General features: G+C 47.5%; 17 protein-coding genes. 12 read left to right on the top strand and 5 right to left on the bottom strand.

Annotated features, from left to right (window positions below):
- Positions 1-187 precede the first annotated feature (187 nt).
- The 7 genes from FO441_RS11820 to FO441_RS11850 all read left to right on the top strand — a co-directional run bounded on the left by FO441_RS11820 (position 188) and on the right by FO441_RS11850 (position 6,335).
- Positions 188-802: a Bax inhibitor-1/YccA family protein gene (locus FO441_RS11820; RefSeq protein ID WP_145290464.1), complete on the top strand. Its 615-nt coding sequence runs from the start codon at positions 188-190 to the stop codon at positions 800-802.
- Between the two features lie 54 nt (positions 803-856).
- Positions 857-1,576, top strand: a complete 720-nt coding sequence (locus FO441_RS11825; protein WP_145290466.1) for a YebC/PmpR family DNA-binding transcriptional regulator — start codon at positions 857-859, stop codon at positions 1,574-1,576.
- A 20-nt stretch (positions 1,577-1,596) separates the two neighbouring features.
- Positions 1,597-2,370: an SDR family NAD(P)-dependent oxidoreductase gene (locus FO441_RS11830; RefSeq protein WP_145290469.1), complete on the top strand. Its 774-nt coding sequence runs from the start codon at positions 1,597-1,599 to the stop codon at positions 2,368-2,370.
- A gap of 88 nt (positions 2,371-2,458) precedes the next feature.
- Complete coding sequence (locus FO441_RS11835) at positions 2,459-2,851, top strand: GntR family transcriptional regulator (protein ID WP_145290472.1); 393 nt, start codon at positions 2,459-2,461, stop codon at positions 2,849-2,851.
- Positions 2,835-3,740, top strand: a complete 906-nt coding sequence (locus tag FO441_RS11840; RefSeq protein ID WP_145290476.1) for an ABC transporter ATP-binding protein — start codon at positions 2,835-2,837, stop codon at positions 3,738-3,740. Before FO441_RS11835 ends, FO441_RS11840 begins: the two co-directional genes overlap by 17 nt.
- Entirely contained in the window at positions 3,712-5,730 is a 2,019-nt protein-coding gene (locus FO441_RS11845; protein WP_186365557.1) for a hypothetical protein, read from the top strand. Before FO441_RS11840 ends, FO441_RS11845 begins: the two co-directional genes overlap by 29 nt.
- Positions 5,731-5,807: 77 nt before the next feature.
- On the top strand, positions 5,808-6,335 hold the full coding sequence (locus FO441_RS11850; RefSeq protein ID WP_145290482.1) for a ribonuclease FAU-1 family protein: 528 nt from the start codon (positions 5,808-5,810) through the stop codon (positions 6,333-6,335).
- Between the two features lie 77 nt (positions 6,336-6,412).
- Here the strand turns inward: FO441_RS11850 and FO441_RS11855 are convergent, their stop codons facing one another.
- Positions 6,413-7,291 carry an SDR family oxidoreductase gene (locus tag FO441_RS11855; protein WP_145290485.1) on the bottom strand — a complete coding sequence of 293 codons (879 nt, stop codon included), beginning with the start codon at positions 7,289-7,291 and terminating at the stop codon, positions 6,413-6,415.
- Positions 7,292-7,428: 137 nt separating this feature from the next.
- Between FO441_RS11855 and FO441_RS11860 the strand changes: the two genes are divergently transcribed.
- Genes FO441_RS11860 through FO441_RS11870 form a run of 3 tightly spaced genes read left to right on the top strand, consistent with a single transcriptional unit; the run spans position 7,429 to position 10,012 of the window.
- On the top strand, positions 7,429-8,286 hold the full coding sequence (locus FO441_RS11860; RefSeq protein WP_145290488.1) for a LysR family transcriptional regulator: 858 nt from the start codon (positions 7,429-7,431) through the stop codon (positions 8,284-8,286).
- A 35-nt stretch (positions 8,287-8,321) separates the two neighbouring features.
- Positions 8,322-9,527: an MFS transporter gene (locus tag FO441_RS11865; RefSeq protein ID WP_145290491.1), complete on the top strand. Its 1,206-nt coding sequence runs from the start codon at positions 8,322-8,324 to the stop codon at positions 9,525-9,527.
- A complete protein-coding gene (locus tag FO441_RS11870; protein ID WP_145290494.1) occupies positions 9,527-10,012 on the top strand; it encodes a DUF456 domain-containing protein in 486 nt (161 codons plus the stop codon). The genes FO441_RS11865 and FO441_RS11870 overlap by 1 nt, the downstream gene beginning before the upstream one ends.
- Positions 10,013-10,050: 38 nt before the next feature.
- Here FO441_RS11870 and FO441_RS11875 read toward each other — a convergent pair whose 3' ends face one another.
- The 4 genes from FO441_RS11875 to FO441_RS11890 are packed head-to-tail and all read right to left on the bottom strand — an operon-like array spanning position 10,051 to position 13,995.
- Positions 10,051-11,145 carry an ABC transporter ATP-binding protein gene (locus tag FO441_RS11875; RefSeq protein ID WP_145290497.1) on the bottom strand — a complete coding sequence of 365 codons (1,095 nt, stop codon included), beginning with the start codon at positions 11,143-11,145 and terminating at the stop codon, positions 10,051-10,053.
- Positions 11,123-12,139 (bottom strand): ABC transporter ATP-binding protein, encoded by a 1,017-nt coding sequence (locus FO441_RS11880; protein WP_145290499.1) that lies wholly within the window; start codon positions 12,137-12,139, stop codon positions 11,123-11,125. The genes FO441_RS11875 and FO441_RS11880 overlap by 23 nt, the downstream gene beginning before the upstream one ends.
- A gap of 16 nt (positions 12,140-12,155) precedes the next feature.
- Complete coding sequence (locus FO441_RS11885) at positions 12,156-13,076, bottom strand: ABC transporter permease (protein WP_145290502.1); 921 nt, start codon at positions 13,074-13,076, stop codon at positions 12,156-12,158.
- 10 nt (positions 13,077-13,086) lie between these two features.
- Positions 13,087-13,995 carry an ABC transporter permease gene (locus FO441_RS11890; RefSeq protein WP_145290504.1) on the bottom strand — a complete coding sequence of 303 codons (909 nt, stop codon included), beginning with the start codon at positions 13,993-13,995 and terminating at the stop codon, positions 13,087-13,089.
- 301 nt (positions 13,996-14,296) lie between these two features.
- Between FO441_RS11890 and FO441_RS11895 the strand changes: the two genes are divergently transcribed.
- The gene (locus tag FO441_RS11895) at positions 14,297-15,958 is read left to right on the top strand and encodes a glutathione ABC transporter substrate-binding protein (protein WP_145290507.1); all 1,662 of its coding nucleotides are present in this window, start codon (positions 14,297-14,299) and stop codon (positions 15,956-15,958) included.
- A 171-nt stretch (positions 15,959-16,129) separates the two neighbouring features.
- Positions 16,130-17,809 (top strand): glutathione ABC transporter substrate-binding protein, encoded by a 1,680-nt coding sequence (locus FO441_RS11900; RefSeq protein WP_145290510.1) that lies wholly within the window; start codon positions 16,130-16,132, stop codon positions 17,807-17,809.
- Positions 17,810-17,886 lie beyond the last annotated feature (77 nt).

The following is a 17,886-nucleotide window of genomic DNA, read 5'->3' on the forward strand; positions in this document are numbered from 1 at the left end:
TGATTACAGAATATATCTTAGCAAATAATCGAATGGAATAGTGCGATGTAATATAACTGTAATAGAAATAAAACAATTCAATCATATTCAGAATAATCTTGTAATAATATGAGAGCTCATGTGGTTGATTGGCTTCAGCAGGGGTATAGAAGATGTATTCTTATTTTTGAATCAGGAGGTCATTTGAATGGCAGCTCGGCATGACTACAGAAAAGTCTGGCTCTACTTTCTATACTATTGGGTGATATTCGGCATCGGTACATATTTCGGACAGTACCTGCCTGAAGCGTGGCGTCCGACTGCATCGGCTGTACTATTCGGCCTGATGATGATCTCCCTGTTCGTCCGGGGGTTCAATCGGACCGGTCTGATCATCAGCCATCTGTATGCCATACTGATCGGTCTCGTTTCTTTTGGTCTGTTCGAGTCGTTCATTGCAGATTTCGGTTCGGATACCTTCTACCGCATCGTGCTGCTCGGCATCCTGGTGTTCATATTTTTCGGGTGCATCGGCTATTTCCTGCTCAAGGATATTACACATTGGGGCAAGTACCTTTTCATTGCGCTGCTCATCGTAATCTTTGCCTCACTGCTCAACTTCTTCATCAATCTGCCCTACCTGACACTCGCACTGACGATCATCGGTCTGGTACTTTACATTCTTTACACGATGTATGACTTCAATCGTATGAAGAACAAGCGGTTTGGTCCAAGGGAGATGGGATTCAACCTGTTCATCAACCTGCTGATCATCATCAAGCGGCTGCTGCAGCTGTACCGTTATGTTAACAATAGGCGCTAGATGATATAAAATGATATATTATAGATAAACCAATGTAATGAAGGAAGATGAAGAATGGGACGTAAATGGAACAATATCAAAGAGAAAAAAGCACAGAAGGATAAGGATACGAGCCGGGTCAATGCAAAGTTCGGCCGTGAAATATATGTAGCCGCCAAAAAGGGCGAACCGAATCCTGAAAGCAACCAGGCACTGAAAGCAGTGCTTGACCGCGCCAAAACATACTCTGTACCTAAGCACATCATCGACAAGGCCATCGACAAGGCGCGGGGCAACGATGAAGAGACGTTTGATGAACTGCGCTATGAAGGCTTCGGACCTGAAGGTTCGATGCTCATCGTGGATGCACTGACAAACAACGTAAACCGCACAGCTTCCGATGTCCGTGCCGCTTTCGGCAAGAATGGTGGGAACATGGGTGTCAGCGGTGCAGTGAGCTACATGTTCGATGCGAAATCCGTTTTTGTATTCACCGGCTTTGATCCCGAGGACACGATGATGGATCTGATGGAAAAAGACGTGGATATCGAAGATGTTGCCGAAGAGAACGGCTACACGGTCGTCTATGGTGCACCGCAGGCATTTCATGAAATCAAACAGGCACTCGATGAGATGGGTGTTGAAGAGTATGAAGTTGCAGAACAGACGATGGTGGCACAGAACGAAGTATCACTTGAGGCGGAAGCAGAAGAGCAGTTCGAGAAACTGATCGATGCTCTTGAAGATCTCGAAGACGTGTCGAACGTCTACCATAACGTCAATCTCGGTGCATAGATAGAGGAGGAGAATGGAATATGGACTTCGGTTATCAGGGGAAAGTGGCAGTAATTACAGGCAGCAGCAAAGGCATCGGCCGTGAAACAGCGGAACAGATGGTAAAGCTCGGAGCGAAGGTCATGCTTGTAGCCAGAGGAGAAGAAAAGCTCATCGAAGCGAAAGAGGCACTCTCCGAATACGGTGAAGTGGATTATGTTGTGGCAGATGTAAAGCAGGATGCATCGGCAGCACATATCATTGAACAGACGATTGACAGATATGGACGTCTCGACATCCTGGTCAACAACGCAGGGGGCTCGTTTGCAAAATCATTTGAAGAGATATCCATCTCCGACTGGGAGCAGGACCTCGACCTGAAGCTGCTGGGTGCTGTCAGAATGTCCAATGCGGCCCTGCCGCACCTGAAAAAGCAGGGGGGCGCCATAGTGAATCTGACAGCGGTGCTTGGCAAGACGCCCCCTGCCTCGTCGCTGCCGACCACGGTTTCACGTGCTGCAGGCATGGCGATGACAAAGGCGATGAGCAAGGATCTCGGAAAATACAATATCCGGGTGAATACAGTCTGCATCGGTCTTATACGCAGTGATCAGATAGAGAAGAAATGGAAGAAGGAAGCACCTGAGTTGGGCTGGGATGAATATGCGAGACTCGACAAACACAACATTCCTCTCGGCAGAATCGGCGACACGGCGGAAGCTGCCAATGTCATCACTTTCCTCTGTTCCGACCTCGCCTCATATGTCAGTGGAGACGCAATCAATATAGACGGCGGCGCCGGACATGCATTATAAAATATAACGCCTTCGGGCGTTTTTTTATTGCCATAGTGCCGTATTAACTGTATTATTGTAATTAATACAGAACAGAGGAGGTGGCCGGATGATCAATTTGGACCTGAAAAGTCGCATACCGATTTATGAACAGCTTATAGATAGAATCAAACAGCTTATTATACAAGGGGTCATAAAGCCGGATGAGAAGCTTCCCTCGGTCAGAAATCTTGCACAGGAACTGACGATCAACCCGAACACAATTCAGAAAGCCTACCGCGAACTGGAAAGAGAAGGATATATCTATTCCCTGCCGGGCAAAGGCAGTTTCGTAAGCGAAGTGAAAGCGCAGGAAAATGATCTGAAGATCCAGGAGCTGACGCAGGATTTTAAAAGAATTGTCAGCGAGCTGCTTTATCTGGGCACATCGAAAGAACGCCTGATCGCGCTGATACAGAAGACAGTAGAAGAAGGGAGAAAGAAAGATGAAACTCGAGACTAGACAGCTTGATAAATCCTTTGGCAGGAAGAAGGCAGTGGATGCAGTGACATTGACAGTCGACCCAGGAACAATCCATGGACTCCTCGGATCAAACGGCGCAGGAAAGACGACATTCATGAAAACCCTCGGGGGCATCTATAAACCGGACGCCGGTGCAGTATTGTTTGATGATGCATCCATATTTGAGAATCCGACCGTCAAAAATGATGTCCTTTTCATTAATGACATTCCCTACTTTTTCAACGGAGCAACTCTCGGTTCGATGGCCACCTTCTACAAGTCGATGTATCCCAAATGGTCGACGAAACGTTTCAAGCAGCTGTCTGAACACTTTGGGCTGGAAGCAAAACAGCCGCTTTCACAGCTTTCCAAAGGAATGAAGCGGCAGGCATCCTTCATACTGGCCTTCTCCGCGCGACCCCAGGTGATGCTGCTCGACGAACCTTTCGATGGACTCGACCCGATCATCAGGCGCCAGGTCAAGAACATCATGATGCAGGATATCGCCAATCACGGCATGACTGTCATTGCATCGAGCCATAACTTGCGCGAGATGGAAGACCTGTGTGATTCGGTATCCATCATGCACGAAGGCAGACAGCTCTTCCACCGCGATCTCAACGAAGTCAAAGGCAGCCACTGCAAACTGCAGATCGCTTTTGAAAATCTGCCAGGGGACCAGTTCTTCAAAGAGATGGGCGTCGTCCAGCATGAAGTGAAGGGCAGGGTCATCACATGCATCATCAAAGGCGACATCAGCCATATTGAAGAGAAAGTGACGAAGTACGACCCGCTCATGTATGACATACTGCCGCTGACGTTGGAAGAAATATTCGCATATGAAATGGGGGACAAAGGCTATGAAATCAGCAACATCATTGTTGAATAGAACACTACTGAACCATTTCTTGGGCGGTACTTTCTGGCTGACAGTCTTGTTCCTCATCGGCAACATACTGATTCAGCCACTCTACTTGTGGATCCGATCTGTTAATAGTGAACCAGTTGGTAATGTGAGTTTTGCTTTAGACAGTGCACTTTATGAAACCCTTCCATTTCAACTTGCAGCGAGCATGATCTACATTGTTTTGATGGTGGTGTTCCTGTTCAGCTACAAGAATAAGGAAGCCTCAATTGACTTCATGCACAGCATGCCGATGAGACGAAGGAAACTACTGAGTCATGCATTGATTGCGGGTGTGATCAACATCATCATCCCGCTCGTAATTACAGCGATTATTCTTTTCTTTGAAAGATATTTCCTGATATTTGATGTTACGATAATGAACATTGTTGAATGGTTCTTCTATACTTTGTTTGTGCTGCTTGTCGTTTTCGCCATTTCAGTATTTGTCGGTTTCCTCGTCAGCAACATGTTTGTCCATATGCAGATGGTCGTCATTGTCTTCTTCCTGCCTCTTGTATTCTGGGGGTTGACCGTGACAGCTGCGGAAATGCTGTATGATGGCATCATTACCTATCCATCTGCAGGTGAAGGTGGACTGATGGGAGTAGTTGTCAATAATACATTCCCAATTTTCGTTATCCAGCAGATATATGAGGGGCTTACAATATGGAAAATGGTTCTCTGGATTTTTGTTGCCGTTACGCTGATCATTCTGTCGTACATCTATTACAGCAGAAGTAGGAGTGAAAGTGTTCACTACACGTTCAATAATAGATGGATAAGAGATATACTGGTTGCCTTCATTACGATTTCTGGAATGCTACTTGTTGGAATAGTGCTCTCATTTGCACTGCCGGATCTGACGATTGTGTTTACACTCGCTTTTGGCATCGGGGCCATCTTCTCTTATATCACCCAGGAAATGTTTTTCCAGGGGACGGCAAGAATAAAGTTGAGCAGGAGATCATTGATTACAACAGGCATATCGTTGGTTTTATTTTGGGTGGTCTTTGCCATCGGCTGGCAGCAGTATACCTCCTATATCCCTGACGAAAGTAATGTGGAGAGTGTCAGTATCAACGGTCACTGGAGCAGCAACACTATGGTGTACGGTAACAGTGAGGACGTTATGAGTGAAGATTACCTGTTTATAGAAGATTCTGCATTAATAGAAAAAGGTATTTCGCTTCATCAGGAAGCGGCTGATGGTGATTATGCAGCCGATGAAAGTGAAATCGCCCAATCGTTCGAAATTGTCTATCGCATGAAGGATGGTTCTTATGTGAACAGAAGTTACGATAATTTCCCTATGAAGAGCGAAGAGTATGATGCCATGCTGCAAACATTGAACAACAGTCAAATTTCAAAAGCGTACGATGTAATCTACAACATAGAAAATCTACTCCCTGTCGACAACTTGGAAATTCATGGTCCCGGTACTTATTTCAATCTCCAGACTGAGAACGAAATTCATGAATTTGTTGATGCGTACCAGAAAGCATTCCATCAGCTTGACAGTAATATGCCACTACTCATAAACAATCCGAACATGCAGCTGATATCTGCGTCTGTATCCGCAGATGGAGACTACTATAGTGGGAATGCATCCCTGTATAACCCGGCTATGATTGAGAAGATCATGGAGAACTACCAGCTTTCAGATTTCCTTGGACTCGATAACGGTGAGAGATTTTACACAGTTGATCTTGCAGATGAAGACAAGGCATCATTCTTCAGAGATTACGAAACCATTTCTTTTGATGAACTATATGATAAATACTCGATGGATGGGCTGACCGCTTCAGAAACAGAGGACATCATTGAGGAAGTCAATGAGGGGAATCTGGATGCCAGTGGAGATCGTATCCTGTTATACGTTCCTGAATTTATGCAGGACATGAGCATGGGTACTGAAGCGATGTCTCCTCCGTTGATAGCTGCAGATGAGTTCTTCATGCTCGGTATCGAGTAGGCTGATGTCACGAAAGTTTCAATTCCTTCACATTCTTTCTCCGAATTTTGTATAATTGGGGGAAGGAGATGAACGTGATGAAAACCAAGTATCTCGATAAACGAGGGTGGAGACGTCTCCTCCGATCGGACTACAAAGAGAAAATCATAGATTACAATGGTGAAAGAATACTGGTGGGACTGATAGATATCCATAAAGTGCGCTCCCCGCTGACAGTACCGATACTCGGTGAGAAGGTGCGGGTGTGCGACAACCACTATAAATGGCTGCAGGTGATGCCTGAAGAAAGAAACTACAGCATCACCGTAATGTATGATGACAAGGGCGAGGTGCTGCAGTACTACTTCGATATCAATGTCGAGCATACTCTTGAGCTTGGGAATGCCCGCCGCAGGGATATCTACCTGGATGTGCTCGTCCTTCCGGATGGACGGTATGAGCTGGTGGATGAGAGGGATCTGAAGCGGGCAATCAAGAGAGGGCATATCACGAAAGAGCAGTACGATTACGCCTATGCTGTGGCGAATGAAGTGATCGAGGAGATCGACACTGATTTCAGCCGATTTGAAACGCTTGTCCACTACTGCAGAAAATCACTCGCATAATAGAAAATACGAACGGCCATCATTTCTGGCCGTTCGTATTTTTGGTTTCTGCAAGTATTCGGCTGGAATCGTCTGGATCAGGTCGTAATGAAATCTCCGCCATTTACATGGAGAACCTGACCGGTCATATAGCTTGAGTCATTGCTTGCCAGCATAACGTAGCTTGGTGCGAGTTCACTCGGCTGTCCACGGCGTCCCATCGGTGTACTTCCACCGTGCTTCTCCACTTTTTCGGCGCTGAATGTTGCCGGAATGAGCGGTGTGTAGATTGGACCCGGAGCGACGCCGTTGACCCGGATGCCTTTTTCCGCCAAGTTGCCTGAAAGGGAGCGGGTGAATGATGTGATGGCACCGTTTGTCGCTGAATACTCGATAAGTTCCGGTGAACCTCTGTATGCAGTGACGCTTGTCGTATTGATGATGGCATCCCCCTTATTCAGATGCGGTACTGCCGCCTGTGCCATGAAGATGAAGCCATAGATGTTCGTTTCGAATGTTTCCCGGATCTGCGCTTCCGTAATATCAAGGAAATCCTCCGTCGGATACTGGACACCGGCGTGATTGACGAGTACATTCAATTTGCCGAAGTTATCGATGGTGAACTTGACGAGCTTCTCACATTCTTCCTTCTTCTTCACATCGAATGCATATGTTTCACAATGCACACCGTGTGACTCCGCAATCTCTTTCGTTTTTTCAGCATCATCGTGTTCATCGAGATAGCCGATGACAATATTGGCGCCTTCCTTTGCGTAGGCGATCGCAACGGCACGCCCGATTCCGGAATCGCCGCCTGTAATGATGGCTACCTTATCTTTTAATTTTTCGCTGCCTTTGTAGTTTTCATCTTCAAATACCGGTTTTGGGTCCATATCTTTTTCTATGCCTGGCTGGCGATCTTGTGTATATCCTTCAACTGCTTCATCTACACGTTCGTATTTGTTCTTTTCGGTCATGATCATCGTGCCTCCTATTGGAAAGATGTAATAGCCATATACCCAACCCTGCAATTATTTACACTTATTTGTATTCATCCATCGTATGGCCTCTTATTTATGATAGTATTTTCTTATTGATGAAAGGATGTTGCATAATGAAAGTCGATGATTATAAACTTCTTGTCACTCTGGATGAAACACGGACACTAAGACGGGCGGCCGAAAAACTCTTCATCTCGCAGCCTGCTGTCAGCCAGCGTCTCAAATCCATTGAAGATGAGTGGGGGGTAAAAATATTCATCCGAACAAAAAAAGAACTGTATGTAACCGGGGAAGGGGAAAAAATTATCGAGCATGCCAGGAGTGTGGTGGAACGCGAGACGCTGGTCAAGGAGTATATCCGGATCAATCAGAATTCCATACAGGGAAATCTGTCAATCGGTGTATCTTCTCTGATCGGTCATACGATTCTTCCGGAAATACTGGCACAGTATCTGAAACTCTATCCAAATGTAAATATCAAGATCAAAGTTGGATCTTCCCAGCAGATCATAGGGGAACAGAACGACTTTCATATATCGATTGTGCGTGGGAACCAGATGCTGAACAAGCAGAATGAACTTTTGTTTGTAGACCGGCACTACCTCGTGGCGCCAAAAGAGAATGATGATAGATCCAGACTGCCGATCATAGAGTTCCAGGCGGATCCCATGTACATCAGTGAAATCGAGCAGTTCTTCGAACACCGCTTCAGCCGCAAGTATGACGCGCAGATAAAAGTCGATCAGATCGCCACCTGCCGGGCACTGCTGCTCGAGGGCATCGGAATGACGGTGCTGCCTGAAATAGTTGTGGAAGGCTTTGACGAGGACCGGTTCAATATTGACGAAGTGATGGTGGCTGGGCGTCCGATTACAAGGGATACGTATATCGCATTCGATAGAAGTGTACTTGAACTGCCACAGGTGGAGGCGTTCCTGACTCTTGTCAGAACATTCGTCAATGCAAACTGAACATAACAACACTACATACAGAAAGAATGATTAACATGATGCGCGAACTTTTCAAGATACAGAACTACCGGCTATTTCTGATCAATATGGCACTGCTTGGAATGGCCGTCTCCCTGACGGCCCCTTTTCTGGTCATTTTCATGACGGAGACGCACGGCATGTCGACTTCGGCCTACGGCGTATTCATGGCCACAGCAGCAGTGGGCAGCTTCCTGATGAATACGGTGATCGGCAGGAAGAGCGATAGCCTGGCCTTTGACCGCAAGTACCTGATCATCGGTGCGCTGGTAATGATGATCATTGCTTTTGGCAGCTATCTTATCATCGGCAATGTATGGCTTTTGGCACTATCCTATATCGTCTTTGCAGCACTCGGTGCACCAGCGATGCCGCAACTCTACGCTTCAGCCAGGGAATCGATCAATGCCTATAGGTCCAATATGGCAGTAATGGCGAACACAGTGCTCAGATCCATGTTCTCTTTCGGTTTTCTTTTCGGTCCGCTGATCGGTTCCGTGCTGATTGGGATCTATGGCTTCAACGGGCTTTTCACCGGGACGGTCATAATGTTCATGCTTGTTCTGGGACTGTCGATTCTGATAAAGCCCGCTCGGCGGGTTGCTCCACAGAGTGCTGCCAACATAAGGTCCTATGAAGAAAAGAAGGCTCCCAATATTCTTAAGACACCGGCACTGCTGTTGCCATTTATGGCATTTACCATGCTGCATGTGGGACAATGGATGTATCTTCTGAATATGCCTCTGTATGTGACGAATTTTCTGGGAGAGCAGGAGCGGGGTGTTGGTATACTATCAAGCCTCTGTGCAGGGCTTGAAGTCCCTTTCATGATTTTCATGGGCTATATCGCAGGCAAGGTCAGTTCGAAGTCTCTGCTGATCATCGGTGCGTTTCTTGGCAGCCTGTTCTTCCTTTCAATCGGCATATTCAATGACTTTACAGCGATGGTTATCGGCCAGTTGCCTCTGGCCATTTTCCTGGCAGTACTGCTCGGTCTTGGCATCAGCTACTTTCAGGACCTGCTTCCCGATTTTCCGGGATATGCTTCGACACTATTCGCCAATGCCATGATCATCGGGCAGCTGCTGGGCAACCTGCTTGGTGGAATCGCCAGTGATGTTGTAGGCTTGGAGTATTCATTCTTCATCGCAGGTGCATTCGTGTTTACAGCGTTCATCTTATTTTTCTTCACTCAGAGTGAAATCAGGAAAGGAGAAGTCTAATGGAAATCATCTGGTGGCTCATTGTCATCGCTTCATTCATCATCGGATTTGCAGGTCTGTTTTTCCCGGTCGTGCCTTCGGTACTGATGTTCTGGATCGGCTTTCTTGTTTATCAGTTCTTGATCAATGGCGAAACCCTGTCTTGGATGTTCTGGATTATCGTATTCGTTCTGACAGTGCTGGTCCTCTTCAGCGACTTCATCGCAAACAGCTACTTTGTCAAAAGGTATGGAGGATCGAAGCGGGGTGAATACGCCGCAATCATCGGTGTGCTCATCGGCATGTTCATCTATCCGCCAATAGGAATCATCGTTGTTCCCTTTGTACTTGTTCTGATTGTCGAGCTTCTTAATTCAAAGGACGTCAATCAGGCACTGAGAGCATCTGTCGGATCACTTCTTGCATTCCTTTCGAGTGCAGTATTCGACGCAGTCGTCTTTACGGTAATGGTAGTATGGTTCCTGCTCGATGCACTTGTCTTCTAGCATTAAAAATGCCCCTCATCGAGGGGCATTTTTTCGTTCTATGCGTTTTCCAGCTGTTTTTCCTGGCTTTTATTATCGGTACCCTCGTCATCAAGGTTCCTACGTACGTCTGTCATATTGTACTTCGGCTTGTGCTTGCCCTGCTGTATATCAAGCGCATAGTGGCAGGCGACACTATGCTTATCCTTGTATATTTCATCCTTTTCTTCCAGTACAGGTACTTCGTCCCGGCATTTATCCGTCGCAAATGGACATCTTGTATGGAAACGGCAGCCCGTCGGTGGATCGATCGGGGAGGGGACGTCTCCACGCAGGAAGATCCTCTCGGATTTCTTTTTCGGGTTGGGTACTGGGATTGCGGACAGCAGCGCTTTCGTATAAGGGTGCTGAGGATTTTCGAATATGCTTTTCGTTTCTCCCATTTCTACAATCTTCCCCAGGTACATGACAATGATCCGGTCCGATATGTGACGGACGACACCAAGGTCGTGCGCGATGAAGAGATAGGTAAGTCCCATTTCGCGCTGCAGACGTTTCAGCAGGTTCAGAACTTGTGCCTGGATGGAGACGTCGAGTGCACTGACTGCTTCATCACAGATGATGAGCTTCGGATTGACCGAGAGGGCACGTGCAATACCGACACGCTGTCTCTGGCCACCAGAGAACTCATGAGGAAAGCGATCGATCTGGTGCTTCTGCAGACCGACTGTTTCCATCAGTTCGATAATGCGTGCATTGCGTTCCTTTTTAGGGACGACATTCTGGATCTCCATTGCTTCGTTCAGCGTCTGGCGTACGGTTTTGCGTGGATTGAGAGAGGCGTAGGGGTCCTGGAATATGATCTGCATCTCGCTTCTCATCTTCCGCATCTCCCTGGCGTTCATGCCGAGGACATCCCTGCCTTCAAATTCGACTTTACCTTCTGTCGGTTCATCAAGGCGCAGTATCGCGCGTCCGGTAGTGGACTTTCCGCAGCCGGACTCACCGACGACAGATACAGTCTCTCCCTTGCCGATGGTGAAAGAGATATCATCAACGGCTTTGACGTGGTTGACGGTACGTCCAAGAAACCCACCCTTTATCGGGAAATACTGCTTCAGGTTTTCAATTTTAAGTAGTGTGTTCTCTGTCATAGACTGCTACTCCCTTCTCGCCATCCCATTCTTCGGTATAGATCCAGCATCTGACATCATTTCCGTCTTCCTGGGTTTCAAGTTCAGGAAGCTTGCTGCATATATCCGATGCATGCGGACATCTTGGTGCAAAACGGCAACCTGTCGGCATTTCATCCGGAGCAGGGACACTGCCTTTGATCGGTATCAGCTCATCCTGGTCGACATCATGGCGCGGAAGCGAGTTCAGCAGACCGACCGTGTAGGGATGTCTGGGATTTTCAAATAAAGTTTCAACATCCGCGTACTCGACCACTTTTCCGCAGTACATGACAGCGACGTAGTCGCAGGTTTCCGCTACAACCCCGAGATCATGCGTAATCATGATGACACTCATGCCGATATCATTCTGAAGTTCCTTGATGAGTTCCAGAATCTGCGCCTGGATGGTGACATCAAGAGCGGTCGTCGGTTCATCGGCAATCAGAAGTTCCGGTCTGCACGCGAGAGCCATGGCAATCATGACACGCTGGCGCATGCCGCCCGAGAGCTCGTATGGATATTGGTCGACACGCTTGGCAGGAGACGGGATGCCGACAAGCTCAAGCATCTCGATTGCCCGCTTCGTCCCTTCCTTTTTACCGAGCCCCTGGTGGATCTTATACGACTCCCTCAGCTGCTGTCCGATGGTGTAGACCGGATTCAGGGAGGTCATCGGTTCCTGGAAGATCATGGAGATTTCATTTCCCCGAATATCCCGCATACGGGCATTCTTTGCTTCTGTAAGTTCTTCCCCTTTGAAATTGATGCTGCCTCCGACAATTTCACCAGGTCTTTCTATAAGCTGCAGGATGGATAGGGCGGTTATACTCTTGCCGGATCCGGATTCTCCGACAATGCCGAGAGTTTTTCCTTCCGGTACCTGGAAAGTTACGCCATCGACTGCTCTCACTTCACTTCCTTCCACAAAGAAGGAAGTTCTCAAATCTTTTATATCAAGAATATTTTCTGACACATGTGTCACTCCCAACTTAGTTCAGGTCCACGCGTTTGTTGAGGAACCTGTAGGATATATCAACAATGAGATTCACTATGACGAAGGATACCGAGACGACAAGTACGGCACCCTGTACGATAGGGAAATCCCTCTGCAGGATGGCGTCGATGATGAGCCGTCCGAGTCCATTGATTGCGAAAACACTTTCGGTAAGGACCGAGCCGGCCAGGAAGTAGCCGAACTGCAATCCGATGACGGTCACTACAGGAATCATGGCATTCTTCAGCGCATGTCTGAAGATGACCACGCGTTCTTTTACCCCTTTTGCCCTGGCCGTTCTGATGTAGTCCTGTGATATGACATCAAGCATGCTGCTTCTCGTCATACGTGCGATGATCGCCGCCCCGGCTGTTCCAAGTGCGATGACGGGCAGGACAAGCTGGTCAGGGTCTCCCCATCCGGTCGGTGACAGCCACCCAAGATTGATTGAAAACCACTGGATGAGCATGAGTCCGAGCCAGAAGTTCGGCATGGACAGACCGAACAGCGCCACTACCATGATTGCAACATCAGAAAAAGTATACTGGCGGACAGCTGAAACGATACCAGCCAGCAGGCCGAGCACAATGGCGAAGATCATGGAGTATATTGTCAGTTCCAAGGTGATCAGAAACCTTGGCTGTATGTGTTCAAATACAGGGATATTATCTCTTATGGATGTACCGAAGTCCAACTGCAGCGCGTTGCCCAGAAAATTGAAGTACTGGACATGGAGCGGGTCATTGAGCCCAAGACGCTGTTCGATCGCCTCGACAGTGGCCTGTGGTGCACTTTCTCCGGCCATGATCACTGCCGGATTACCCGGAGTCAGATGCATCAGACTGAATACGAGTATGGTCACCCCAAGCAGTACAGGGATTAGCTGCAGTAGTCTGCGAATGATAAATGTAGTCATGTGATGCCTCCTATTTTCTCATTTTCGGATCAAGTGCATCTCTCAATCCGTCTCCGAATAGATTGAATGCAAGCACGACGATGACGATCATCATGCCAGGGAACAGTGTAATATGTCCTGCCTGGTACATATAGTTCCTGCCATCATTGAGCATGGCACCCCATTCAGGCGTCGGCGGCTGTACACCGAGACCAAGGAATGAAAGACCAGCTGCAGTCAGAATTGCCGTTGCGATGAAAAGTGTCGTATTGACGATGATCGGTGACATGATGTTCGGCAGTATATGCTGGAATATGATTTTTCCGTCACGCGCTCCGAGTGCCCGGATGGCATCGACATATTCCAGTTTCTTTGTCGTCAGAGTGGATCCCCTGACGATGCGTGCGAACTGGGGAATGGCTCCGATTGCGATGGCAATCGTCACGTTGATCGTACTGCCGCCAAGAACACTGACGATGGCCAGCGCCAGCAGGATGCCAGGGAACGCCAGCAGGATGTCCATGAGTCTCATGACGACGGTATCAAACCATCCGCCGTAGTATCCCGCAAGAATACCGAGTGGCACACCGACAAGTCCTGCCAGAAATGTTGCTGCAAATCCTACCCCTAATGTTATGTACATGCCATGCAGTATTCTTATGAAGATATCCCGACCCAGATGATCTGTTCCGAACCAGTGGGCACCGGATGGGCCTTCCAGCTTGGAAGTAAGATTTGTGGCATTCGAACTGATGCCTGTCAGTCCGTAGTTGGCATCGATTGCACCAAATATCGATACCACGAAAAAGAATGCGAGGACATAGAAGCCGACAAGGGCGGATTTATTCTTTTTGAGACGCCTGAATGTATCTTTAAGACTTTTTACCCGCGGATTAACCGGCCTGGTATCACGAATTCTTTCTTTGGATGCAACTACCATGGTTTGACCTCCTAAAAATCATGATTGAATTTTATGAAAATTCATGAATTGCTAATCATTATGATACATTCCTATCGACAATATATCAATATTTATAAAAGAAACCGGGACCCTTCCTTTCGCTTGTTGGAGAAATACCTTTATAAAAGTGTAATAAGAGCATTGCGGCGTGCTTCTCATATCCATATATGTATAAGAATAAATTTCACAAGGAGTTGAACAATTCGAAATAATACTATAACATGAAAATATACTTAATGCATACTTATTTGGTAGGAAAATGATATGAAGGAGTGTATGGATGAAGAAAACAGCAGTGACGATCATGATGCTTTGTATTCTGATACTCGCAGGATGTACCGATGATAGCAATGTTGAGCCCGATGCCGGAAACGAAAGCCAGAGTGGAGGGGACTTCATACTTTCCACAAGCAGTGATCTTGTATCGCTCGACCCCCATGGCAGCAATGATCTCCCTTCGGATAAAGTACGGAACACAATCTATGAAGGTCTGGTTACACAGAATGAAGACTTGGAGATTGAACCGCTACTGGCTACAGAATGGCAACAGGAAGACGACGTGACATGGACATTTACACTGCGTGAAGACGTGACATTCCATGACGGCAGCCCTTTCAACGCGGAAGTGGTCAAAGCCAACCTGGATAGGGTGCTGGATCCGGGAGTCGCTTCACCCAGAATGAATCTTTTTGAAATGATAGAATCGGTCGAAGTGGTGGATGAATATGAAGTTGAAATTGTCACATCCTATCCATTTGCGCCGCTACTCCATCATTTGACACATGATGGAGGCGGTATGATAAGCAAGGAAGTCATCGATGAGGACTACAGTAATGCCCTGGAGGAAGCCGGGGTGGATATGACAGTTTCGGAACTCTACAGTCTAAGGCAATCCGATGCAGAAGGATATGAGGAAGTCAGCAGTGATATTTCCGAATATCTCCATTCGGTAGTGGAGCAGAATCCTGCCGGTACAGGCTACCTGCAGCTTGAGGAGCGGAATCCGGGCGAATCGACAGTCCTGTCCAGGTTTGATGACTACTGGGGCACGCCGGCAAACCTTGACACTGTCACCTTCAAAGTTGTGACGGAGACAAGCTCACAGGTCGCAGAACTGGAAACAGGTGCCTCGCATATGATCAGTGGATTTGACGCAAGCAATATCGAAAGAATCGAAAACAACCCGGAAACCCATATGTATACGTTCCATTCGATCTCGATGGAATACGTGGGCTTCAATACCAGCAAGGCGCCTCTCGACGATAGGAGGGTCCGTCAGGCCATCACCCATGTGTTCGACAAGGAAGAAGTGCTTGAAGGAATATACAATGGTACAGGCAGAGCACTGGATGGACCATTGCAGCCTGAAGTGTTGGGCTATGATGAGAGTATTGAAGGGCTGGAATATGATGTGGACCGTGCCAAAGCCCTGATGGCGGAGGCAGGGTATGAAGATGGATTTGAAATATCCATCATTACAAATGATACGCCTGAAAGAGTCGATGTCGCTGTCTACCTTCAGGAGGCGCTGCAGCAGCTCAACATTGAAGCCTCGGTGGAACAGATCGAATGGGGCGCGTATCTTGAAAGAGCCAGTACAGGCGAGCATGATATTTTCATACTGGGCTGGCCGAATACTACAGGAGACCCGGACCAGGGGCTGTGGCCGCTGTACCATTCTTCCATGATCGGCAGCCAGGGGAACCGCTTCTTCTTTGAGAATGATGAACTGGATACTCTTCTTGAAGCAGGCAGGCAGGAAACCGATACAGAAGAACGAGGGAGAATCTATCAGGAAGTGCAGCAGCTGCTGATAGAAGAAGCACCTTCGATATTCATGCGGCAGGCGGAAAGTACAAATGCTTACAGGGATGAAGTCGAGGGCCTTTCCATAGACCGCTATAACAAGCCGGACTTCAGGAATGTCACTCTGGAAAATTGATGGGCACAAAGTCATATGGATATGCAGATTCGGCATATCCATATGTTTTTTACCAAAACATTTCTGAATATTCCTTATTGAAAGAAAAGTCTTACTGTTATAAGATATATTTATCCCAAATATACATATAAACTGGATGATGGGAGAAGATGACTACAGGGGGAATAATGAATGAAGAATTACTTGAAGTTGCTGCTGCTCAGCATTATTGTGCTTGTGCTTGCGGCCTGTACCGATGATAGCAATGTTGAACCTGGTGGAGACACTGGTGGTGAGGAAGCATCCAGTGGAGGCGGGGATATGGTCCTGTCCTTCCCGAGTGATGCCGTGTCCATGGACCCGCATGGCAGTAATGACGTGCCATCCGAACAGGTGAGGGATACGATGTATGAAGGGCTTGTAACCCAGGATGAGAATCTTGAAGTCGTTCCATTGCTTGCAACTGAGTGGGAACAGACTGATGATACGACATGGCTGTTCACTCTGAGGGAGGATGTCACTTTCCATGATGGCAGTGAGTTCAATGCAGATGTCGTCAAGAAGAACCTTGATCGTCTGCTTGATACTGCTGCAGCTTCTGAACGTGCATTTGTTCTGGAAATGATTGAAGAAGTGAATGTTGTGGACGACTATCAGGTGGAAATCGTCACCGAGTTTCCATTTGCACCCATCATCAACCACCTGACACATGGTGCTGGCAAGATGATGAGTGGCGATCTGATCGATGAAGATTATCAGAATGCGATCGATGAAGCAGGACTTGATATGACTGCCGAAGAATACTACGAACTGCGCGCAGAAGGTGGCGCAGAATATGAGGAAGTGTCCGGATCGATCAGTGAATTTATCGGTACTGTCGTAGAGCAGAACCCGATTGGTTCAAACTACATGCAGTTCGAAAACAGAAATCCTGGAGAGAGCACTGAACTTGTCGCTTATGAAGACTACTGGGATGGTGCACCGACAATCGATTCTGCAACATTCAAAGTAGTTTCCGAAACAGGCTCCAGAATTGCAGAGCTTGAAACGGGCTCTTCCGACTTCATTGCACAAGTCGAGTCCAGCAATATCGAACGTATGGAAAACAATGAGGATGTAACTCTGGAGCGTACGGATTCCGTATCCATCGACTATATCGGCTTCAATACGGAAAAAGAGCCGCTGAACGACCCGCAGGTCCGTCTTGCAATCACTCATGCATTCGACAAGAATGCTGTACTGGCGGGTGTGTATAATGATTCCGGTACACCTGCAGTCGGTCCGCTTGCGCCAGGCATACTTGGACACAGTGATGATCTGCAAGGTCCCGAGTACAACATGGACAGGGCACGTGAACTGCTTGCCGAAGCAGGATATGAGGATGGATTTGATGTCAACCTGATGGTCAATGACGATAACCCGGAACGTGTGGATATGGCTGTATGGCTCCAGGAATCTTTGGCTGAACTTAACATCAACGTCAACATCGAACAGGTGGAGTGGGGTGCATACCTCGAAATGACCGGAAATGGAGAACACGATATGTTCATTCTCGGCTGGTCCAACTCTACTGGTGACCCTGACAATGGTATTTCACCATTGTTCCATTCATCCATGGTCGGTGCAGAGGGTAACCGCTCATTCTATCAGAATGAAGAGCTCGATGCATTGCTGGATGAAGGGAAACGGGAATCCGATCCTGAAGCAAGAGAGGAAATCTATCAGCAGGCCCAGCAGATTCTTGTAGACGATGCACCTGCCATCTTCGTCAGACACTCGGAGAATCTCAATGCCTACAGTAATAACGTGGAAAACATCGGCATCAACCGCTACAATATTTATGACCTCAGAGACGTGACAATCAGTGAATAGCCACCTCTGAAAAAATGATATTCATGAACCGGGAAACATTTCAAATGTTTCCCGGTTCTTTATTCTTCCTGGGAACG

The organism is Salinicoccus cyprini, from assembly GCF_007713705.1.
Taxonomy (GTDB): domain Bacteria; phylum Bacillota; class Bacilli; order Staphylococcales; family Salinicoccaceae; genus Salinicoccus; species Salinicoccus cyprini.